The organism is Pseudomonas sp. KBN12P06040 (assembly GCF_037574965.1).
Classification (GTDB): domain Bacteria; phylum Pseudomonadota; class Gammaproteobacteria; order Pseudomonadales; family Pseudomonadaceae; genus Pseudomonas; species Pseudomonas aeruginosa.
In genome coordinates this window covers 6284879-6304373 of the sequence record NZ_JBBELS010000001.1, presented here as the reverse complement: position 1 = coordinate 6304373, position 19495 = coordinate 6284879, and the positions used below count along the sequence as shown (strand labels likewise).

19 protein-coding genes are annotated in these 19495 nt (G+C 68.3%); 12 read left to right on the top strand and 7 right to left on the bottom strand.

Annotation, left to right across the window (positions count from 1 at the left end):
- Nucleotides 1-22 precede the first annotated feature (22 nt).
- The 4 genes from dgcA to VQ067_RS29635 form a co-directional block, all read right to left on the bottom strand.
- Nucleotides 23-2083, bottom strand: coding sequence for a dimethylglycine demethylation protein DgcA (gene dgcA, locus VQ067_RS29650; protein WP_003110060.1), 2061 nt, complete (start codon nucleotides 2081-2083; stop codon nucleotides 23-25).
- A gap of 15 nt (nucleotides 2084-2098) precedes the next feature.
- Nucleotides 2099-2629 carry a DUF5943 domain-containing protein gene (locus VQ067_RS29645; protein WP_003107282.1) on the bottom strand — a complete coding sequence of 177 codons (531 nt, stop codon included), beginning with the start codon at nucleotides 2627-2629 and terminating at the stop codon, nucleotides 2099-2101.
- A gap of 126 nt (nucleotides 2630-2755) precedes the next feature.
- Entirely contained in the window at nucleotides 2756-3733 is a 978-nt protein-coding gene (locus tag VQ067_RS29640) for a dipeptidase (RefSeq protein WP_003106042.1), read from the bottom strand.
- Nucleotides 3734-3954: 221 nt separating this feature from the next.
- Nucleotides 3955-4425: a nuclear transport factor 2 family protein gene (locus VQ067_RS29635; RefSeq protein WP_003122386.1), complete on the bottom strand. Its 471-nt coding sequence runs from the start codon at nucleotides 4423-4425 to the stop codon at nucleotides 3955-3957.
- Nucleotides 4426-4578: 153 nt separating this feature from the next.
- Here VQ067_RS29635 and cls point away from each other — a divergent pair, with 153 nt between their 5' ends.
- From cls to argE, 5 genes are all read left to right on the top strand, one after another.
- Nucleotides 4579-6051 carry a cardiolipin synthase gene (gene cls / locus VQ067_RS29630; protein WP_074241102.1) on the top strand — a complete coding sequence of 491 codons (1473 nt, stop codon included), beginning with the start codon at nucleotides 4579-4581 and terminating at the stop codon, nucleotides 6049-6051.
- Between the two features lie 293 nt (nucleotides 6052-6344).
- A complete protein-coding gene (locus VQ067_RS29625) occupies nucleotides 6345-7697 on the top strand; it encodes a flavin-containing monooxygenase (RefSeq protein WP_003096737.1) in 1353 nt (450 codons plus the stop codon).
- The gene (locus tag VQ067_RS29620; protein ID WP_003096732.1) at nucleotides 7697-8119 is read left to right on the top strand and encodes a RidA family protein; all 423 of its coding nucleotides are present in this window, start codon (nucleotides 7697-7699) and stop codon (nucleotides 8117-8119) included. Before VQ067_RS29625 ends, VQ067_RS29620 begins: the two co-directional genes overlap by 1 nt.
- Nucleotides 8120-8132: 13 nt before the next feature.
- Entirely contained in the window at nucleotides 8133-8807 is a 675-nt protein-coding gene (locus tag VQ067_RS29615; protein WP_003096726.1) for a DUF1028 domain-containing protein, read from the top strand.
- A 56-nt stretch (nucleotides 8808-8863) separates the two neighbouring features.
- The gene (argE, locus tag VQ067_RS29610) at nucleotides 8864-10018 is read left to right on the top strand and encodes an acetylornithine deacetylase (protein ID WP_003096724.1); all 1155 of its coding nucleotides are present in this window, start codon (nucleotides 8864-8866) and stop codon (nucleotides 10016-10018) included.
- Here the strand turns inward: argE and cdhR are convergent.
- Nucleotides 9948-10958 carry an HTH-type transcriptional regulator CdhR gene (cdhR, locus tag VQ067_RS29605; protein ID WP_003096721.1) on the bottom strand — a complete coding sequence of 337 codons (1011 nt, stop codon included), beginning with the start codon at nucleotides 10956-10958 and terminating at the stop codon, nucleotides 9948-9950. The two genes, argE and cdhR, sit on opposite strands and share 71 nt — an antisense overlap.
- A gap of 210 nt (nucleotides 10959-11168) precedes the next feature.
- Here cdhR and VQ067_RS29600 point away from each other — a divergent pair, with 210 nt between their 5' ends.
- The 5 genes from VQ067_RS29600 to VQ067_RS29580 all read left to right on the top strand — a co-directional run bounded on the left by VQ067_RS29600 (nucleotide 11169) and on the right by VQ067_RS29580 (nucleotide 15581).
- Nucleotides 11169-12107, top strand: coding sequence for a choline ABC transporter substrate-binding protein (locus tag VQ067_RS29600; protein WP_003096718.1), 939 nt, complete (start codon nucleotides 11169-11171; stop codon nucleotides 12105-12107).
- Nucleotides 12108-12179: 72 nt separating this feature from the next.
- Nucleotides 12180-13064 carry a BKACE family enzyme gene (locus VQ067_RS29595; protein ID WP_003096716.1) on the top strand — a complete coding sequence of 295 codons (885 nt, stop codon included), beginning with the start codon at nucleotides 12180-12182 and terminating at the stop codon, nucleotides 13062-13064.
- Between the two features lie 50 nt (nucleotides 13065-13114).
- Nucleotides 13115-14080 carry an L-carnitine dehydrogenase gene (locus VQ067_RS29590; RefSeq protein ID WP_003096713.1) on the top strand — a complete coding sequence of 322 codons (966 nt, stop codon included), beginning with the start codon at nucleotides 13115-13117 and terminating at the stop codon, nucleotides 14078-14080.
- Nucleotides 14081-14130: 50 nt separating this feature from the next.
- The gene (locus tag VQ067_RS29585; RefSeq protein WP_003096710.1) at nucleotides 14131-14610 is read left to right on the top strand and encodes a thioesterase family protein; all 480 of its coding nucleotides are present in this window, start codon (nucleotides 14131-14133) and stop codon (nucleotides 14608-14610) included.
- Between the two features lie 5 nt (nucleotides 14611-14615).
- A complete protein-coding gene (locus VQ067_RS29580) occupies nucleotides 14616-15581 on the top strand; it encodes an acylcarnitine hydrolase (RefSeq protein WP_004364692.1) in 966 nt (321 codons plus the stop codon).
- Here the strand turns inward: VQ067_RS29580 and VQ067_RS29575 are convergent.
- Nucleotides 15555-16622, bottom strand: a complete 1068-nt coding sequence (locus tag VQ067_RS29575) for a YeiH family protein (protein WP_031686807.1) — start codon at nucleotides 16620-16622, stop codon at nucleotides 15555-15557. The two genes, VQ067_RS29580 and VQ067_RS29575, sit on opposite strands and share 27 nt — an antisense overlap.
- A gap of 107 nt (nucleotides 16623-16729) precedes the next feature.
- On the opposite strand from VQ067_RS29575, the gene VQ067_RS29570 reads away from it, so the two are divergent.
- Both VQ067_RS29570 and VQ067_RS29565 read left to right on the top strand, forming a co-directional pair.
- Nucleotides 16730-17623, top strand: coding sequence for a LysR family transcriptional regulator (locus VQ067_RS29570; protein ID WP_003142060.1), 894 nt, complete (start codon nucleotides 16730-16732; stop codon nucleotides 17621-17623).
- 268 nt (nucleotides 17624-17891) lie between these two features.
- On the top strand, nucleotides 17892-18140 hold the full coding sequence (locus VQ067_RS29565; protein ID WP_003096701.1) for a hypothetical protein: 249 nt from the start codon (nucleotides 17892-17894) through the stop codon (nucleotides 18138-18140).
- A 45-nt stretch (nucleotides 18141-18185) separates the two neighbouring features.
- Here VQ067_RS29565 and VQ067_RS29560 read toward each other — a convergent pair whose 3' ends face one another.
- Nucleotides 18186-19289, bottom strand: a complete 1104-nt coding sequence (locus VQ067_RS29560) for a choline metabolism transcriptional regulator GbdR (RefSeq protein ID WP_023090977.1) — start codon at nucleotides 19287-19289, stop codon at nucleotides 18186-18188.
- Nucleotides 19290-19495 lie beyond the last annotated feature (206 nt).

The following is a 19495-nucleotide window of genomic DNA, read 5'->3' as shown; positions in this document are numbered from 1 at the left end:
GTCGGATGCCACGAGGCGTGTCTTAGAAATCCTTGCACAAGCGCAGCGCGTCATAGATCGCCGCATGGGTGTTGCGCTGGGCCACGCAGTCGCCGATGCGGAACAGCAGGTAGCCTTCGCCGGGCTGGTCCAGGCAGGGCTGCGGCTGGATCGCGAACAGCGCCTCGACGTCGATCTGGCCCTTGTTCCGCGAGCCCTGCTTGAGCGCGTAGTAGAGGCTCTCGTCGGGGCGCACGCCGTTCTCCACCACCACCTGGTCGACCACCCGCTCTTCCCGCGCGCCGGTGTATTCGTTCTCCAGCACCGCAACCAGCTTGTCGCCCTCGCGGTAGACCTTCTCCAGCATGAGGTCGCCGGTCATGATCACTTCCTTGGGATACATGCTGCGGTAGTAGGTGGGGAAGGTGGTGCCGCCGATGGCCACGCCCGGCTTGATGTCGTCGGTGACGATCTCCACCTGGGCGCCCTTGTCGGCGAGGAAGTCCGCCACCGACATGCCGCTGAACTCGCAGATGGTGTCGTAGACCAGCACGTTCTTGCCTGGCTCGACCGTGCCGTCGAGCACGTCCCAGCTGCTCACCACGAGGCCGTCGGCGGCGCCCCAGTGTTCGTTCTGCTCGAGGAACGGATGTCCGCCGTTGGCCAGCACCACCACGTCCGGGCGCAGGTCGAGGATGGTCTCGGGGTCGGCCGCGGTGCCCAGGCGCAGGTCGATGCCCAGGCGCGCCAGCTCCAGTTGGTACCAACGGGTGATGCCGGCGATCTGGTCGCGTTGCGGCGCCTTGGCGGCGGTGGTGATCTGGCCGCCGAGCTGCTCCTTCTTCTCGAACAGGGTCACGTCGTGGCCGCGCTCGGCCGCCACGCGGGCCGCTTCCATCCCGGCCGGCCCGCCGCCGACCACCACCACCTTGCGCTTCGGTCCGGCGGACTTCTCGATGATGTGCGGCACGCCCATGTATTCGCGGGAGGTCGCGGCGTTCTGGATGCACAGCACGTCCAGGCCCTGGTACTGGCGGTCGATGCAGTAGTTGGCGCCGACGCACTGCTTGATCTGGTCGACCTGGCCCATCTTGATCTTGGCGATCAGGTGCGGGTCGGCGATGTGCGCGCGAGTCATGCCGACCATGTCCACGTAGCCGCCTTCGAGGATCCGCGTAGCCTGGTTCGGGTCCTTGATGTTCTGCGCGTGCAGCACCGGCACGTCGACCACTTCCTTGATGCCGGCCGCCAGGTGCAGGAACGGCTCCGGCGGGAAGGTCATGTTGGGGATGACGTTGGCCAGGGTGTTGTGGGTATCGCAGCCGGAGCCGACCACGCCGATGAAGTCGAGCATGCCGGTATCGCTGTAGTACTTGGCGATCTGCTTCATGTCCTCGTGGGACAGGCCGTCCGGGTGGAACTCGTCACCGCAGATGCGCATGCCGACGCAGAAGTCCTCGCCGACCTCGGCGCGCACCGCCTTGAGCACCTCGAGGCCGAACTTCATGCGCCCCTCGAAGCTGCCACCCCACTCGTCGGTGCGCTTGTTGACCCGTGGGCTCCAGAACTGGTCGATCATGTGCTGGTGCACGGCGGACAGCTCGACACCGTCCAGGCCGCCTTCCTTGGCGCGGCGGGCGGCCTGCGCGTAGTTGCCGATGACCCGCCAGATCTCCTCCACCTCGATGGTCTTGCAGGTGGCGCGGTGCACCGGCTCGCGGATACCCGACGGCGACATCAGGGTCGGCCAGTGGTAGCCGTCCCAGCGCGAACGGCGCCCCATGTGGGTAATCTGGATCATGATCTTGGCGCCGTGCTTGTGCATGGCGTCCGCCAGGTTCTGGAAGTGCGGGATGATCCGGTCGGTGGACAGGTTCACCGAACTCCACCACTGCTGCGGGCTGTCGATGGCGACCACCGAGGAGCCGCCACAGATGGCCAGGCCGATGCCGCCCTTGGCCTTTTCCTCGTAGTACTTCACGTAGCGCTCGGTGGTCATCCCGCCGTCGGTGGCGTAGACCTCGGCGTGGGCGGTGGAGAGCACGCGGTTGCGGATGGTCAGCTTGCCGATCTGGATCGGCTGGAACATTGCTTCGAAGGCCATGACCCTTTCCTCGGCTTACAGGGGTTTGACGACGAACAGGCCGTCTTCGTGACCGTCCTCGGCGCCGCTGTAGACCTGTTCGGCCACGGTGCGCAGGCTGCTGCCGCGGGCGGCGAGGATCTGGTCCATGGCGCCGGCGAACCAGCCGGTGAACATGTAATCGACCTTGCGATTGACCTTGCCGTAGACGTAGACGAAGGCGGAGTGCCGCAGGCGGACCTCGGCGGTGCCTTCCTCGAGGTTGATCCGCTCGATCTCGAACAGGCCCCAGCCGCGCTGGGACAGGCGCTTCATGTAGTGCTCGAACACCGCCACGCCCTCCAGGCCGTGACATTCGGCTTCCTTCTCGCACCAGTGCCAGGCGGACTTGTAGCCGGCCTTGTAGAGGATCTCGGCGTAGGCGTCGGCGCCCAGCACTTCCTCGATGCCCATGTGGTTGTTGACGAAGAAATGTCGCGGTACGTAGAGCATCGGCAGGGCGTCGGTGGTCCAGACGCCGGTCTCGCTGTCGACCTCGATGGGCAGTTGGGGGGCATGTTTGGCCATGGTGTAAGCTCCGATTCTTTTGACTCCCTCTCTCCCTTCGGGGAGAGAGGCGGGGAGAGGGAAGATGGGTGCGATGCAATGCCCCTCCCTGGAGGGAGAGGCGACGAGTCGGGAATGGGCCGGGAGTTACTCGCCCCAGACGTCGCGCAGGACCCTTACCCAGTTCTCGCCCATCACCTTGCGCACCACGCGCTCGGGCATGCCGCGCTCGAGCAGGGTCTCGGTGAGGTTGGGGAATTCGCCGACGGTGCGGATGCCCAGCGGGTTGACGATCTTGCCGAAGTTGGTCAGGCGCCGGGCGTAGCCCTTGTCGTGGGTCAGCCACTCGAAGAAGTCGTGGCCGTGGCCCTGGGTGAAATCGGTGCCGATGCCGATGGCGTCCTCGCCGACGATGTTCATCACGTACTCGATGGCCTCGGCGTAGTCGTCGATGGTCGAGTCGATGCCTTTCTTGAGGAACGGCGCGAACATGGTCACGCCGACGAAGCCGCCATGGTCGGCGATGAACTTCAGCTCCTCGTCGGACTTGTTGCGCGGGTGTTCCTTGAGGCCGGACGGCAGGCAGTGGGAGTAGCAGACCGGTTTCTTCGATTCGAGGATGACCTCTTCGGAGGTCTTGCTGCCGACGTGGGAGAGGTCGCACATGATGCCGACCCGGTTCATCTCCGCGACGATCTCCCGACCGAAGCCGGAGAGCCCGCCGTCACGCTCGTAGCAGCCGGTGCCGACCAGGTTCTGGGTGTTGTAGCACATCTGCACGATGCCCACGCCGAGCTGCTTGAACACCTCGACGTAGCCGATCTGGTCCTCGAATGCGTGGGCATTCTGGAAGCCGTAGAGGATGCCGGTCTTGCCCTGCTCCTTGGCCTTGCGGATGTCCGCGGTGCTGCGCACCGGGATCACCAGGTCGCTGTTGTCGCGGATCAGCTTGTTGCTGGCGACGATATTGTTCACCGTCGCCTGGAAGCCTTCCCATACCGATACGGTGCAATTGGCGGCGGTCAGGCCGCCCTTGCGCATGTCCTCGAACAGTTCGCGGTTCCACTTGGCGATGATCAGACCGTCGATGACGATGCTGTCGGCGTGCAATTCGGCTGGGCTCATCTGGCATACCCCTTTCAGGCTGGGCGCGCCGGGACTTGTGCCGACGCTTTGGGGGCAGCATATCGTCGGGGCCCGGCGCGACCCGGCCCGAAAACGACCAGGGTCGTGCCGAAAGCGTCAAGCGTGCGACCGCAACGACGGAGGGCAATGTCGCGGATGGAACAGGCGCTGGCCGCCCGGGGCCGCCAACGGGGAGTGCGCGCGCTCCTGCCGGCGCGGGTTCAGAGGCCGAGTTCGCTGAGCGACGGATGGTCGTCCGGCCGGCGCCCCAGCGGCCAGCGGAACAGCCGCTGGTCCTCGCGGATCGGCAGGTCGTTGATGCTGGCGTGACGTTCGTACATCAAGCCCTGCTCGTCGAACGCCCAGTTCTCGTTGCCGTAGGAGCGGAACCAGTTGCCCGAGTCGTCGTGCCATTCATAGGCGAAGCGCACGGCGATGCGGTTGCCGGTAAACGCCCAGAGTTCCTTGATCAGCCGGTACTCCTGCTCGCGCTGCCACTTGCCGCTGAGGAATTCGACGATCCGCTCGCGGCCGCGGACGAAGGTCGAGCGATTGCGCCAGACGCTGTCGGGACTGTAGGCCAGCGAGACGCGCTGCGGGTCGCGGCTGTTCCAGCCGTCCTCGGCGGCGCGGACCTTCTGCGCGGCGGTTTCGGCGGTGAAGGGGGGAAGCGGGGGACGGACGTCGCTCATGGCGGGCTCCTCGGTCTGCGGTGGTTTTCGATGGGAACAGCGTAGGGCAGGGCGAGCGCGGCCGAATGACGTCGATCCCACGGATCCTGCCAATCCCGCCTCGCCCCCTGGCTGTTTGCCAGGCTGGCCAGACCTACCCCGGAGAGGGCTATGATGGCCGCCACCGGAGTGGACAAGGATCGACCTCGCGCAATGACCTCCACCACCTACCTCGGCCTGCTGCTGGTCGGTATCCAGGTACTCGGCTTCGTCGCCGCCATCCATGCCGTGCTCACCGTGCGCACCGCCCAGGGCGCGATCGCCTGGGCCACCTCGTTGGTATTCATGCCGTACCTGACCCTGCTGCCGTACCTGGTGTTCGGTCGCAGCCGTTTCGACGCCTACATCGAGGCGCGGCGCCAGGCCAACCGCGAGATGCACCTGGCGGCCGCCGAGCTGGACTGGCGTCCCTGGGTCGAGGAGGCCCTGGCGGCCCGCCAGGTCAGCGGCTACAAGGGGCTCAAGGCGCTGGTGCGGATGACCCGCACGCCGACCCTGGCGAACAACCGGGTGCGCCTGCTGGTCAACGGCGAGGCCAGCTTCGAGGCGATGTTCAAGGCGATTTCCGCCGCCCGCCAGGTGATCCTGGTGCAGTTCTTCATCGTCCGCGACGACGCCCTCGGCCAGCGCCTCCGGCAACTGCTGCTGGAACGCGCGGCCAACGGCGTCGAGGTGTTCTTCCTCTATGACGCCATCGGCAGCCACGCGCTGCCGCACCGCTATGTCGAGCGGCTGCGCCAGGGCGGCGTGCAGGTGCACGGCTTCAGCACCGGCAGCGGCATGCTCAACCGCTTCCAGGTGAATTTCCGCAACCACCGCAAGGTCGTGGTGGTGGATGGCGAGTGCGGTTTCGTCGGCGGGCATAACGTCGGCGTCGAGTACCTCGGTGAGAAGCCGCCGCTGGCGCCCTGGCGCGACACCCACATGGAACTGCGCGGGCCGGCGGTGGCGTGCCTGCAGGAAAGCTTCGCCGAGGACTGGTACTGGGCGACCCACAGCCTGCCGCCGCTGATCCTGCCGCCGCAGTACGACAGCGAGGGCGCGCTCTGCCAGGTAGTCGCCAGCGGCCCGGCGGATGCCCAGGAAACCTGCTCGCTGTTCTTCGTCGAGATGATCAACGCCGCCCACGAGCGGGTCTGGATCACCTCGCCGTATTTCGTTCCCGACGAAGCGGTGATGGCCGCCCTGCGCCTGGCGGTGCTGCGCGGCGTCGACGTGCGCCTGCTGATCCCCTCGCGCCCGGACCACCGCACGGTGTATGCCGCGTCCAGCCTCTACGCGCTGGAAGCGATCCGTGCCGGGGTCAAGGTGTTCCGCTACCAGCCCGGCTTCCTCCACCAGAAGGTGGTGCTGGTGGACCGCGACACCGCCGCCGTCGGCAGCGCCAACCTGGACAACCGTTCGTTCCGGCTGAATTTCGAGGTGATGGTGGTGACCGTCGACGAGGGCTTCGCCGGCGAGGTGGAGGCGATGCTCGAGGCGGACTTCGCCGAGTCGCTCGAATTCACTCCGGAAGACCGCCGCAGCGTGCGCCGCCTGCAGCAACTGGGGATGCGCGTGGCGCGGCTGGTCTCGCCGATCCTCTGAAAACCTTCGCGAACTCTGTACGTCGGCAAAACCGCGTTGGAAACGGCTTCGGAAAGCTCGGTTGCCGTTCGGGGACTCCGCTTCCCCGTTCGTTTTCGCCCGGTTTCTCCAGCTCGCCAGATCGTCGGCAGGTCCTGAACGACGCCTCTGCCGCCCGCCGACCGCGCGGGCGTGCAGCTTTTCCCTAGCCAGCGACTACAAAAATCATAATTTCGCTATTCCCCGGCTCTGAACAGAATGCGGCCATCACGCAACCGCAGAACAAGAACGACCAGAGTCCGAGGAACCGAGCCATGACCGACCTGAATCGCACCGCCTTGCCCTCGCGCACGGACGGGACCGTGGAAAAGACCGACACCCTCGTCGTCGGCGCCGGCCAGGCCGGCGTGGCGATGAGCGAGCACCTGAGCCGGCTCGGCGTGCCGCACCTGGTCCTGGAGCGCAACCGCATAGCCGAGGCCTGGCGCAGCGGACGCTGGGACTCGCTGGTGGCCAACGGCCCGGCCTGGCACGACCGCTTCCCGGGAATGGAATTCGACATCGATCCCGACGGTTTCCCCGGCAAGGACCAGGTGGCGGCCTATTTCGAGGCCTACGCGAAGAAATTCGACGCGCCGATCCGTACCGGCGTCGAGGTGAGGAAGGTGGTGCGCAATGTCGGCCGCCCCGGCTTCACCGTGGAAACCTCCGCCGGGACCATCGAGGCCAACCGCGTGGTCGCCGCCACTGGCCCGTTCCAGCGTCCGGTGATCCCGCCGATCGCGCCGCGCGACGAGCGTATCCGGCAGATCCACTCGGCCCACTACTACAACCCGCAGCAGCTGCCCGAAGGTGCGGTACTGGTGGTCGGCGCCGGTTCGTCGGGGGTACAGATCGCCGACGAGCTGCAACGTGCCGGGCGCCAGGTCTACCTCTCGGTGGGCGCTCATGACCGTCCGCCGCGTTCCTACCGCAACCGCGACTTCTGCTGGTGGCTGGGCGTGCTCGGCGAATGGGATGCGGAAGTCGCCAAGCCCGGGCGCGAGCATGTGACCATCGCCGTGAGCGGTGCCCGCGGCGGACATACCGTGGACTTCCGCGCCCTGGCGCATCAGGGCGTGACCCTGGTCGGACTGACCGAATCCTTCGTCGACGGCGTCGCGACCTTCCGGCCGGACCTGGCGGAGAACCTGGCGCGCGGCGACGAGAACTACCTGGCGTTGCTCGACGCCGCCGACGCCTATATCGCCCGCAACGGCCTTGACCTGCCGGAAGAGCCCGAGGCGCGCCGCCGGCTGCCGGACCCGCAGTGCGTGACCGATCCGATCCTCGAACTGGACCTGGCCGAGGCCGGGGTGGGCAGCATCATCTGGGCCACCGGCTATGCCGTCGACTTCGGCTGGCTGCAGGTCGATGCCTTCGACCGCGACGGCAAGCCGCGCCACCAGCGTGGCGTGTCCAGCGAACCCGGCGTGTACTTCATCGGCCTGCCCTGGCTATCGCGGCGCGGCTCCTCGTTCATCTGGGGCGTCTGGCACGACGCGCGCCATGTCGCCGACCACATCGCCATCCAGCGCAAGTACCTCGCATACCGCGACGCCGCCCAGCGCCAGGAACAGGACCGCGCCTCGCAAGCTCCGCAAACCAGCCTCCAGGAAGTCAGCTGATGCCTACCCATACCCGCATTCGCATGTTCAACACCAAGGACACCTACCCCAACCAGTCCCTGGACAACGATCTCTGCCAGGCCGTGCGCGCCGGCAACACGGTGTACGTGCGCGGCCAGGTCGGCACCGACTTCGACGGCAACCTGGTCGGCCTCGGCGATCCGCGCGCCCAGGCCGAGCAGGCGATGAAGAACGTCAAGCAACTGCTTGAGGAAGCCGGCAGCGACCTCTCGCACATCGTCAAGACCACCACCTACCTGATCGATCCGCGCTACCGCGAGCCGGTCTATCGCGAAGTCGGCAAGTGGCTCAAAGGGGTGTTCCCGATCTCCACCGGACTGGTGGTCTCGGCCCTCGGCCAGCCGCAGTGGCTGATGGAGATCGACGTGATCGCGGTGATTCCCGACGACTGGCAGCAATGAGGAGGCGCGCGCCATGACCTTTTCCATCGTCGGCCGCTGCGCCGAAACCGGCCAGTTGGGCATCGCCATCAGCTCGTCGAGCATCGCCGTCGGCGCCCGTTGTCCCTGGCTGCGCGCCGGCACCGGCGCGGTGGCTACGCAGAACATCACCCTGCCGGCGCTCGGCCCGCAGATCCTCGACCGCCTCGACCAGGGCCTGGCCCCTGGCGAAGCGCTGGACCAGGCGCTGAGCAGCAACGGCTATGGCCAGTATCGCCAGGTCACGGTGATCGACCAGCACGGCCGCACCGCGTTGTTCACCGGCCGCGAGGCGCTCGGCGTCCACCATGCGCGGGCCGGCGAACAATGCGTGGCGGCCGGCAACCTGCTGGCCGCGCCGGAAGTGATCGAGGCGATGGTGGATGCCTTCGAGAACGCCGAAGGCCTGCTCGCCGAGCGCCTGCTGGCGGCGATGGGTGCCGCGCTGGCCGCTGGTGGCGAAGCCGGGCCGGTGCATTCGGCGGCGCTGTCGGTGGTCGGCGACCTGCTCTGGCCGGTGGTCGACCTGCGCGTCGACTGGGCCGAGCACGACCCCATCGGCCAGCTCGAGCGACTGTGGCTCGCCTACAAGCCGCAGATGCAGGACTATGTGACCCGCGCCCTCGACCCGACCCGTGCGCCGAGCTACGGCGTGCCCGGCGACGAGTGAGCGGGTCGTTCCCTTCCTCGACGGCGCAGCGCGAGACCTGCGCCCTGGAGCCCGACATGCCCGGCAGCCGCGACATCCTCGTCGACCTGGTGGCCTTCGACACCGTCAGCCGCGAGTCCAACCTGGCGCTGATCGACTACGTCCGCGACTACCTGGCGGGTTTCGGCGTCGACAGCGAACTGTTCTTCGACGCCGACGGCCGCAAGGCCAATCTCTATGCCACCATCGGCCCCAGCGACCGTGGCGGCGTCTGCCTTTCCGGGCATACCGACGTGGTGCCGGCGGACGGCCAGGCCTGGAGCGTGCCGCCGTTCCGGCTCAGCGAGCGCGATGGTCGCCTCTACGGGCGTGGCACGGCGGACATGAAGGGCTACCTGGCCTGCGTGCTGGCGGCCGTCCCGGCGTTCCTCGCCGCGCCGTTGCGCCTGCCGGTGCACCTGGCGTTCTCCTACGACGAGGAAGTCGGCTGCCTGGGCGTCCGTTCGCTGCTCGCGGCGCTGGAGCGGCGTCCGCACAAGCCGTTGCTGTGCATCATCGGCGAGCCCACCGAGCTGAAGCCGGTGCTCGGCCACAAGGGCAAGCTGGCCATGCGCTGCGAGGTGCACGGCGCGGCCTGTCATTCGGCCTACGCGCCGCAGGGGGTGAATGCCATCGAATACGCCGCGCGGCTGATCGGCCGCCTCGGCGAGATCGGCGCGCGCCTGGCGGCGCCGGAGCGCCACGACCGGCGTTTCGACCCGCCCTACTCGACGGTGCAGACCGGACTGATCCAGGGCGGCCGGGCGCTGAACATCGTGCCCGCCGAGTGCCGCTTCGACTTCGAGGTCCGCGCGCTGCCGGCGGACGACCCGCGGCAGGTCGCCGAGGAACTCCGTGACTATGCCGAAAGCGAACTGCTGCCGCGGATGCATGCGGTAGAGCGAAGTACCGATATCCGCTTCACGCCGCTATCGGCCTATCCCGGCCTGCTCACCGCAGACGACAGCCAGGCGGCGGAGCTGATCGGCCTGCTCAGCGGTTCGACGGATTTCTCCACCGTGGCCTTCGGCACCGAGGGCGGGCTGTTCCACCAGGCCGGTATCCCGGCGGTGATCTGCGGTCCCGGCAGCATGGACCAGGGCCACAAGCCGGACGAGTTCGTCAGCCTCGCTCAGCTCGAGGCGTGCGACGCCCTGCTGGCGCGCCTGGCGGCGTGGCTGCGGGAGCCTTGAGCGGCAGCACCGCGCGGTCCTGGCTGGGACTGGCGGCGAAGCGCGCGCGGTAGCTGCGGGAGAAGTACGACGGCGACTCGAAGCCGCAGGCCAGGCTCACCTGTAGCACGCTGAGGTCGGTCTGGCGCAGCAACTGGCGGGCCTTGTCCAGGCGCAGGCCGAGGTAGAAGTTCGAGGGCGTGTCGTCCAGGTGCACGCGGAACAGCCGTTCCAGCTGGCGGCGGGTGACCTGGATGCGCTCGGCCAGCTCCAGGGTGGTCAGTGGCGGCTCGGTATGCCGCTCCATCTCGCCGATCACCTGCACCAGCTTGCGGTTGCTCACGCCATAGCGGGTCGCCACCTGCAGGCGCTGGTGGTCCTGGCGCGGGCGGATGCGGCCGAGCACGAACTGCTCGGAAACCTGCACCGCCAGTTGCGGACCGTGGGCCTGGGCGATCAGGTCGAGCATCAGGTCGATGGAGGCGGTGCCGCCGGCCGAGGTGATGCGCGGACCGTCGATCTCGAACAGCTCCTGGGTCACGCTCAGTTGCGGGTAGGACTCCTGGAAGGCGTCGATGGCTTCCCAGTGCAGGGTCGCGCGGCGCCCGTCGAGCAGACCGGCCTCGGCCAGCACCACGCTGCCGGTATCGATGCCACCGAGGGTCACGCCGTTGCGATCGAGCTTGCGCAGCCACTGCACCAGTGCCGGGGTGACCGCCCGCAGCGGCTCGAAACCGGCCACCACGAACAGCAGGTCGCCTTTCTTCAGCGGCTCCAGCGCGCCGTCGCTGTTCACCGACATGCCATTGCTGGCCAGCACCGGACCGCCGTCGGCGCTGAGCACGTGCCAGCGATAGAGGTCGGCGTGGAAGCGGTTGGCCACGCGCAGTGGCTCCACGGCGGAAACGAAGCCCATTACCGAGAAGCCGGGCAGCAGGAGAAACCAGAAGTCCTGGGACATGGGGCGCTCCGGGGTTGAGGTTGCGCAGCCTGTGTGTAGCGCAGGCCCGCCGCGCTTGGCAATGGCCAGGTCGCTGCAGTGCAAGAGCTGGTCGCCGCAGTGCGCTTCGCCGCCGTCCCGGCTGCGTACCTTGGTCGCCAGGGTCGGTCTCGCAAGGGGCCGGCGCCCACCTCGCAGAAAAACAATCAATAGCCGCACGAGGGGAGACCGATGAAGACGACGATTCGCCAGCTGGGCTGCGCCCTGCTGATCCTGGCCAGTGGCGCCGCCCTGGCCGCCGAACCCGAGCAGTGCCGCACGGTGCGCCTGGGCACGGTGAACTGGACCGACGTGGTCGCCAGCAGCGCCGTGGCCGAAGCCTTGCTCGACGGCCTGGGCTACCAGGTGAAGCAGACCAGCGCCTCGCAACAGATCGTCCTGGCCGGCCTGGCAGACAAGCAGCTGGACCTGTTCCTCGGCTACTGGCAACCGACCATGCAGCCGGTCGCCAGGCCTTACCTGGACAAAGGCCGGATCGAAGTGATCGAGCCGCCGACCCTGGCCGACGCGCAGTCCACCTATGCGGTGCCGAGCTACGTCGCCGAGGGCGGGCTGAAGACCTTCGCCGACATCGCCCGCTTCAAGGACAAGCTTGGCGGCCGCATCTACGCCATCGAGCCGGGCAGCGGCTCGAACCGCATCACCCGGAAGATGATCGACGACAACCGTTTCGGCCTGAAGGGCTTCCAGCTGGTGGAGTCCAGCGAGGCCGGGATGCTCACGGCGGTGAAGCGGGCGATCAAGCGCAAGCAGTGGGTGGTGTTCTTCGGCTGGAAGCCGCATCCGATGAACCTGCAGATCGACATGACCTACCTCACCGGCAGCGAGGATGTGTTCGGTCCCGACGAAGGCGCGGCCACCGTCTCCACCATGACCGCCGCCGGCTACCAGGCGCAGTGCGGCAACGTCGCCCGGCTGCTGCACAACCTGCGCTTCAGCAGCGCCCAGGTCAGCCAGGTGATGGCGCCGATCCTCGATCGCACCCAGCCCCTCGACGCCGCGCGCCAGTGGCTGAAGGCCAACCCCGAGCCGCTGAAGGCCTGGCTGGATGGCGTGAGCACCTTCGACGGCAAGGACGGCCTGGCCGCGCTCCAGGCCTCGCTGAAGTAACCCGCACCTATCCGTTCCGCCCGGCGCGGCCGGGCGGGGCTTCGTACACCCCGAATACAGGAAGCTACCACCGTGAACCATGAAGTCATCGTCACCTGCGCGGTGACCGGCGCCGGCGATACCGTCGGCCGGCATCCGGCGATCCCGGTCACTCCGAAACAGATTGCCGAGGCCGCCATCGAGGCGGCCAGGGCCGGCGCCACCGTCGCCCACTGCCACGTCCGCGACCCCGCCACCGGCAAGCCCAGTCGCGACGTGGCGCTGTACCGCGAAGTGGTCGAGCGTATCCGCGAAAGCGACACCGACGTGATCATCAACCTCACCGCCGGCATGGGCGGCGACCTGGAGATCGGCAAGGGCGAGCAGCCTCTGGAGTTCGGTGCCGGCACCGACCTGGTCGGTCCGCTGGAGCGGCTCAGGCATGTCGAGGAGCTGCTGCCGGAAATCTGCACCCTGGACTGCGGCACCCTCAATTTCGGCGACGGCGACTACATCTACGTCTCCACCCCTGCGCAGCTGCGCGCCGGCGCCCGGCGCATCACCGAGCTGGGGGTCAAGGCCGAGCTGGAAATCTTCGATACCGGCCACCTCTGGTTCGCCAAGCAGATGCTCAAGGAAGGGCTGCTGGAGGACCCGCTGTTCCAGATCTGCCTGGGCATTCCCTGGGGTGCGCCGGCCGATACCACGACCATGAAGGCGATGGCCGACAACCTGCCGCCGGGGGCGACCTGGGCCGGCTTCGGCATCGGCCGCACGCAGATGCCGATGGTCGCTCAGGCCATGTTGCTGGGCGGCAACGTGCGGGTCGGCCTGGAGGACAACATCTGGCTGGACAAGGGCGTGCCGGCGAGCAACGGCAGCCTGGTGGAGCGCGCCATCGAGATCATCGAGCGCCTCGGCGGGCGCGCCCTGAGCCCGGCGGAAGGGCGCCGCAGGATGAACCTGAAGCCGCGCTGATTTCTTCCTCCCCGCCCCGTCGGGGGCGGGAACAACTTCTGGAGATGTCCATGTCCTTCGTCACCGAGATCAAGACCTTCGCCGCCCTCGGTAGCGGCGTCATCGGCAGCGGCTGGATCGCCCGCGCCCTGGCCCACGGCCTCGACGTCGTCGCCTGGGATCCGGCGCCGGGCGCCGAAGCGGCGTTGCGCGCGCGCGTCGCCAATGCCTGGCCGGCCTTGCGGAAACAGGGCCTGGCGCCCGGCGCGGCGCAGGAACGCCTGCGCTTCGTCGCGAGCATCGAGGAATGCGTGGGCGACGCCGATTTCATCCAGGAGAGCGCCCCCGAGCGGCTCGACCTGAAGCTCGACCTGCACGCCAGGATCAGCGCCGCGGCGCGGCCCGACGTGCTGATCGGTTCCTCCACCTCGGGCCTGCTGCCCAGCGAGTTCTACGCCGAGGCGAGCCACCCCGAGCGCTGCCTGGTCGGCCACCCGTTCAACCCGGTCTACCTGCTGCCGCTGGTGGAGGTGGTCGGCGGCGAACGCACCGCTGCCGAGGCCGTGCGGGCGGCGATGCGGGTCTACGAGTCGCTGGGCATGCGTCCGCTGCACGTACGCAAGGAAGTGCCCGGCTTCATCGCCGACCGCTTGCTCGAGGCGCTCTGGCGCGAGGCGCTGCACCTGGTCAACGACGGCGTGGCCACGACCGGCGAGATCGACGATGCGATCCGCTTCGGCGCCGGCCTGCGCTGGTCGTTCATGGGCACCTTCCTGACCTACACCCTGGCCGGTGGCAACGCCGGCATGCGCCACTTCATGGCGCAGTTCGGCCCGGCGCTGCAACTGCCCTGGACCTACCTGCCGGCGCCGGAACTCACCGAAGCCCTGATCGACCGGGTGGTGGAGGGCACCGCCGAGCAGCAGGGCGCGCGCAGCATCGCCGAGCTCGAGCGCTACCGCGACGACTGCCTGCTGGCGGTGCTCGGGGCGATCAGGGAAACCAAGGCCCGGCACGGCTTCGCCTTCGCCGAGTGACATGACGCGCCTTCCGCCCCGCCGGGCGGAGCGCAACCACGGAGCATGCCATGAGCCAAGCCCTGACGACCTACGAGACGCCGGTCCTGCCCGAGTGGGTGGACTACAACGGCCACTTGCGCGATGCCTTCTACCTGCTGGTGTTCAGCTACGCCACCGATGCGCTGATGGCGCATATCGGCCTGGACAGCCAGAACCGCGACGCCAGCGGACACTCGCTGTTCACCCTGGAATGCCACCTGAACTTCCTCCACGAGGTGAAGGAGGGCGCCAGGGTCGAGGTGCGCACGCAACTGCTCGGTCACGATCGCAAGCGCCTGCATATCCACCATGCCCTGTACCTGCCTGGCAGCGGGCAGGCGCTGGCGCTGAGCGAGCAGATGCTGCTCCACGTCAGCCTCGACGGCCCGCGCTCGGTGCCGTTCGCAGGCGAGGTGCTGGCGCGGGTCGAGGCGCTCGCCGAGGCACATCGCGCGCTCCCCGTGCCGGAAGGTGTCGGTCGGGTGATCGGCCTGCCGCCGCTGCGCTGAGCGCGATGGCTGCGAAGTATCCGCTGTCTCCGGCGATGTGGCGCTTCGTCGAGCACAGCCGGGCGTTCGCCAGCGACAGTCCGCGCCTGGATGCGCAACGTGCGGCCTACGCGCGGATGTGCCAGGCGTTCGCGCCGCCGCGCCCGGCCGGTTTGCGGGTGCTCGACTCCTGCTTGCCGGCCGCGCCGCCGGTGCGCGTGCGCCGCTATCGCCCCGACCGCCCGGCACCGCCCGGCGGTTGGCCGGCGCTGCTCTACCTGCACGGTGGTGGCTGGATGCTCGGCGGCCTCGATTCACACGATTTCATCTGCGCCGACCTGGCGGCGCGCCTGGGCCTGCTGGTGCTGGCGGTGGATTACCGACTGGCGCCGGAGCATCCGTTCCCGGCGGCATTGCAGGATTGCCTGCGTGCCTGGCAGGCGCTGAGCCTGGGCGAGCTGGACGAAGCGCTGGATGGGCGACGCCTGCTGGTGGCCGGCGACAGCGCCGGCGGCAACCTGGCGGCGGCGCTGTGCCTGGCCCTGCGCGATGGCGGCGCGCCGTCGCCGGCTGCGCAGATATTGCTCTATCCCTTGCTGTCCGCCGCGCCATCGCCCTCGCGGATCGACTGCGTCGACGCGCCGTTGCTCGGCCTCGGCGATGTGCAGGCGTGCCTGGACGCCTACCTGCCGCTGGCGGCGCTGCACCGACAGCCGCTGGCGCTGCCCCTGGAGGCCGCTGATTTCACTGGCCTGCCGCCGGCCTTCGTGGCGGTCGCCGAATTCGATCCGCTGCGCGACGACGGCGAGCGCTATGGCGCAGCGCTACGCGCGGCGGGTGGCGAGGCAGGGTTCTATCCGGGAAACGGGCTGGTCCATGGCTGCCTGCGCGGCCACGGCATCGACGAGGTGGAAGCCCTGCACGAGGCCTTGCGGCGGGCCGTGCAGGGCTTCCTGGCGGAGGACTCAGGCGAGCGCCAGGCGGGTGAGTAATCCACCGCCGAGTACCAGCCAGGCGAATAGCAGGGCGGCCAGCAGCAGCGGCTTGAGGCCGGCGCGGCGGATCGCCGAGAGGTGCGTGCCGAGGCCGAGGCCGGCCATTGCCATGGCCAGGAGGAAGGTGTCGAGGTCGTTGACGTGGCTGACCAGCGCCGGCGGCAGGCTGACCAGCGAGTTGAGCCCGGCGACCAGTACGAAGCCGACGGCGAACCAGGGAATGGTGATCTTGGTCGCGCCGCTGTGCTGCCGGCGGTGCGCCTTGTCGCGTGCCAGCCAGGCCGAGAGCAGGATCAGGAAGGGCGCCAACATCATTACCCGGACCATCTTGGCGATCACTGCGGTATCCGCTGCCTCTATGCCGATCGAGCGACCCGCGGCGACCACCTGGGCCACCTCGTGCACCGTGGCACCGATGTACACGCCCCAGGTGCCAGGGTTGCGCGGTAGCAGCCCCCAGTCCTGGTCGAGCTGGAACAGCGCCGGATAGAGGAAGATGCCCAGGGTGCCGAACACCACCACGGTGGAGACCGCCACCGCGACCTGTTCGGCACGGCCGCGCACCACCGGCTCGGTGGCCATCACCGCGGCGGCGCCGCAGATCGAACTGCCGGCGCCGATCAGCAGGGTGGTGGTGCGGTCCAGGCCGAACAGCCGGGTGCCGAGCAGGCACGCCAGGCCGAAGGTGCTGGCGAGCATCAGGGCGTCCAGCAGCACGCCGTGCAATCCGACGCCGGCGATGTCCTGGAAGGTCAGGCGCAGGCCGTAGAGGATGATCCCGGCGCGCAGCAGGATCTGCTTGGAGAAGCCGACGCCGGCGGCGCTGCCGGCGGCGATCCGAGGGTACAGGGTGTTGCCGACGACGATGCCGAGCACGATGGCCAGGGTCAGCGCACTGATGCCGTTGTGCTGCAACCATTGCGAACGACCCAGGAGGATCGCCGCGCCGGCCAGGGCGGCGCTGAGCAGCAGGCCGGGGATGAGTTTCTGGACCTGGGCCAGGGGTCTGGTACCGGTCTTGACGGGGAGGGTGTGCATCCTTCGCTCCTCAGGTGAGGTCACGGGACGCAGGTTAGGTAGCGGGCATGAATTTGTGAAACGAATAGTTTCTGTATTAAATACCTGAAAAACAGGTAGGTGAGTCCATGGCCCTCAGTTTCCGTCAGCTCCAGATCTTCTGTGCGGTGGCTCGCTGCGGCAGTACCACGGCGGCGGCGGAATCCATCTCGCTGTCGCAATCGGCCACCAGCGCCGCGCTCAACGAGCTGGAGTCGCAGCTTTCCACGCGCCTGTTCGACCGGGTCGGCAAGCGCCTGCAACTGAACGAGGTCGGCCGCCGCTTCCTGCCCCAGGCATTGCGCCTGCTCGACGGGGTGGCGCAACTGGAGCAGCAGTTCGCGGTTTCCGCCGCGCCCCAGGCGAGCCTGACGGTGGCGGCCAGCAGCACCATCGGCAATTACGTGCTGCCACGCCTGCTGGCCTCCTTCGAGCGGGAGCAGCCGGGGGTGAGGGTCAACGCCAGCATCGGCAACACCGGTTCGGCGGTGCAGGACGTGGTGACCTTCGCGGCGGACATCGGCCTCATCGAAGGCCCCTGCCACGAGCCGGGCCTGCGGGTGGAGCCCTGGCTTGAGGACAGCCTGATCGTGGTGGCGGCGCCCGGCCACCCGCTGGCCTTGCGCACCCAGGTCTCCCGCGAGGCCCTGCGCCGGGCGCGCTGGCTGCTGCGCGAGCCCGGCTCGGGCACGCGCGAGGAGGTCAGCCACGCCCTGCTGGGCCACCTGCATTACCTGGAAGACAGCCTGGACCTGGGCAGCTCCGAGGCGATCAAGCACAGCGTCGCCGCCGGGCTGGGCATCAGTTGCCTGTCGCGCTGGGTGGTCGAGGAACAGTTGGCCTCCGGCGCGCTGGTCGAACTGCGCAGCAGCCTGCCGCCGTTGCGCCGGCGCTTCTACATGCTGCGCCAGCGCGACAAGTTCCTCTCGCCGGGCTTCGAGCGTTTCTGGGAACACTGTCGGGCGGGACTCGGCGCCGGCTAGCCGGCTTCCGGCAAAAAAATCCCCCTGCCGCGCCCGACGCGCGGAGGGGGATGAAAAAGGAGCCAGGAACGGCCCTCAGTGTGAGTCTGGCGTTTTCCGGAAGCCGTCCGCTGCATTCCGCAAGCCGCTGGAGGTGATTGTGGCGGTGTCGCTGACGGTCGAATTAGCCGAAAACGACCTGCCCATGTCCAGGCGGGACAGCCCCCTTGCCGGGAGCGACGTGGGCTCAGCAGAATCGATGGCAATCCCCATCGAAGGAGCTGCCGCGATGATGCACGCCGATCTGATCGACCAGGACGATTTCCGCGAACGCCTGCAGGCGCTGGGCTTCAGCGTGCCGCCGGACTCGACTCCGGAGCAGGCCTGCGAATACGCCGTGCGCGGCCTCAGCCCGGAGCGCGCCCAGGCGCTGCGGCGGCTGGTGGAGGACATGCTCGGCGGGCACGCCACGCTGCTGCCGGCGGTGCGCGAGGCGATTTCCCGGCAACTGCTGCCGGCGCTGGTGCCGCGGGGCTGACAAGGCCCTGCCCGCCCCGTGGACGGGGCGGGCAGGGACGCGCGGTCAGATCCGCACGCTGGCGAAGGTCGACTCGCCCTGCGCCTGGCTCAGGGCCGACAGCGCCGAGGAGTTGGGCATCAGCGCCAGGTCCTGCGGGATCGGCATCAGCACCACCGGCTGGCCCAGCGGCTGGCCCTGGCGCTCGTCACGCGGCGGGATGCCGAAGTACTCGCGGTAGCACTTGGAGAAGTGCGGGGTGGAGACGAAGCCGCAGACCGAGGCCACCTCGATGATCGACATGGACGTCTGCTTGAGCAACTGGCGGGCGCGGATCAGGCGCAGCTTCAGGTAGTAGCGCGACGGCGAGCAGTGCAGGTACTTCTGGAACAGCCGCTCGAGCTGGCGACGCGAGACGTTGACGTAGACCGCCAGTTCGTCGAGGTCGATCGGTTCCTCCAGGTTGGCCTCCATCAGCGCGACGATCTCCTGCAACTTCGGCTGGTTGGTGCCGAGCATGTGCTTGAGCGGCACGCGCTGGTGGTCCTGCTCGTTGCGGATGCGCTCGTAGATGAACATCTCGGAGATCGCCGCCGACAGCTCGCGGCCATGCTCGCGGCCGATCAGGTGCAGCATCATGTCCATCGGCGCGGTGCCGCCGGAAGAGGTGAAGCGGTTGCGGTCGATGGAGAACAGGCGGGTGCTCATGGCCACCCGGGGGAAGGCTTCCTGCATCGCCGCCAGGCATTCCCAGTGCACGCTGCAATCGTAGCCGTCGAGCAGGCCGGCGCGGGCCAGCGCCCAACTGCCGGTGCACACCGCGCCGAGGCGCCGACCCTGGCGGGCCTGGGCCTGGAGGAACGTGACGTGCTCGCGGGTGACGCTGCGCTGGATGCCGACGCCGCCGCAGACGATCACGCAATCCACCGCCGGGGCGTTGTCGGTACCGGCGTCGGGGGTGATCTGCAGGCCGTCGCTGGCCCAGACCTGGCGGCTGTCCAGGCTCAGCGTATGCCAGCGGTAGAGTTCGCGTCCCGAGAGCTGGTTGGCCATGCGCAACGGTTCCACCGCCGAGGCCAGGGAGATCAGGGTGAAGTTATCCAGCAGCAGGAAGCCGATGGACTGCGGATTTCGGTTCTGTGGCGGAACTCCGGGCGCGTACGTGGTCATGGGTGTATCTCCTCACGCTGAGCAAGCAGGCCTCTCACGAGGCTTTTTTTATGATTGTTGGAATTTCCGGGTGGCTGCTTGGGCCACGCCGTCGGCGTTGCTTGTAACCAGAGCAAGGCAAATGCCATGCCTATATTGATTGGGCGTTCAATCAAAAAAGCCGGAAGGCTTTAGCCCGGCATTTCCACTCGGGCCTGGCACAACGA

What these genes read in the sequence shown, in the direction of transcription:
- VQ067_RS29600 (WP_003096718.1), top strand. Translation starts at nt 11,169, where the DNA reads ATGAAGACGACGATTCGCCAGCTGGGCTGCGCCCTGCTGATCCTGGCC.
- VQ067_RS29590 (WP_003096713.1), top strand. Translation starts at nt 13,115, where the DNA reads ATGTCCTTCGTCACCGAGATCAAGACCTTCGCCGCCCTCGGTAGCGGC.
- VQ067_RS29620 (WP_003096732.1), top strand. Translation starts at nt 7,697, where the DNA reads ATGCCTACCCATACCCGCATTCGCATGTTCAACACCAAGGACACCTAC.
- argE (WP_003096724.1), top strand. Translation starts at nt 8,864, where the DNA reads ATGCCCGGCAGCCGCGACATCCTCGTCGACCTGGTGGCCTTCGACACC.
- VQ067_RS29565 (WP_003096701.1), top strand. Translation starts at nt 17,892, where the DNA reads ATGATGCACGCCGATCTGATCGACCAGGACGATTTCCGCGAACGCCTG.
- dgcA (WP_003110060.1), bottom strand. Translation starts at nt 2,083, where the DNA reads ATGGCCTTCGAAGCAATGTTCCAGCCGATCCAGATCGGCAAGCTGACC.
- VQ067_RS29625 (WP_003096737.1), top strand. Translation starts at nt 6,345, where the DNA reads ATGACCGACCTGAATCGCACCGCCTTGCCCTCGCGCACGGACGGGACC.
- cdhR (WP_003096721.1), bottom strand. Translation starts at nt 10,958, where the DNA reads ATGTCCCAGGACTTCTGGTTTCTCCTGCTGCCCGGCTTCTCGGTAATG.
- VQ067_RS29635 (WP_003122386.1), bottom strand. Translation starts at nt 4,425, where the DNA reads ATGAGCGACGTCCGTCCCCCGCTTCCCCCCTTCACCGCCGAAACCGCC.
- VQ067_RS29585 (WP_003096710.1), top strand. Translation starts at nt 14,131, where the DNA reads ATGAGCCAAGCCCTGACGACCTACGAGACGCCGGTCCTGCCCGAGTGG.
- VQ067_RS29560 (WP_023090977.1), bottom strand. Translation starts at nt 19,289, where the DNA reads ATGACCACGTACGCGCCCGGAGTTCCGCCACAGAACCGAAATCCGCAG.
- cls (WP_074241102.1), top strand. Translation starts at nt 4,579, where the DNA reads ATGGCCGCCACCGGAGTGGACAAGGATCGACCTCGCGCAATGACCTCC.
- VQ067_RS29645 (WP_003107282.1), bottom strand. Translation starts at nt 2,629, where the DNA reads ATGGCCAAACATGCCCCCCAACTGCCCATCGAGGTCGACAGCGAGACC.
- VQ067_RS29615 (WP_003096726.1), top strand. Translation starts at nt 8,133, where the DNA reads ATGACCTTTTCCATCGTCGGCCGCTGCGCCGAAACCGGCCAGTTGGGC.
- VQ067_RS29640 (WP_003106042.1), bottom strand. Translation starts at nt 3,733, where the DNA reads ATGAGCCCAGCCGAATTGCACGCCGACAGCATCGTCATCGACGGTCTG.
- VQ067_RS29575 (WP_031686807.1), bottom strand. Translation starts at nt 16,622, where the DNA reads ATGCACACCCTCCCCGTCAAGACCGGTACCAGACCCCTGGCCCAGGTC.
- VQ067_RS29570 (WP_003142060.1), top strand. Translation starts at nt 16,730, where the DNA reads ATGGCCCTCAGTTTCCGTCAGCTCCAGATCTTCTGTGCGGTGGCTCGC.
- VQ067_RS29580 (WP_004364692.1), top strand. Translation starts at nt 14,616, where the DNA reads ATGGCTGCGAAGTATCCGCTGTCTCCGGCGATGTGGCGCTTCGTCGAG.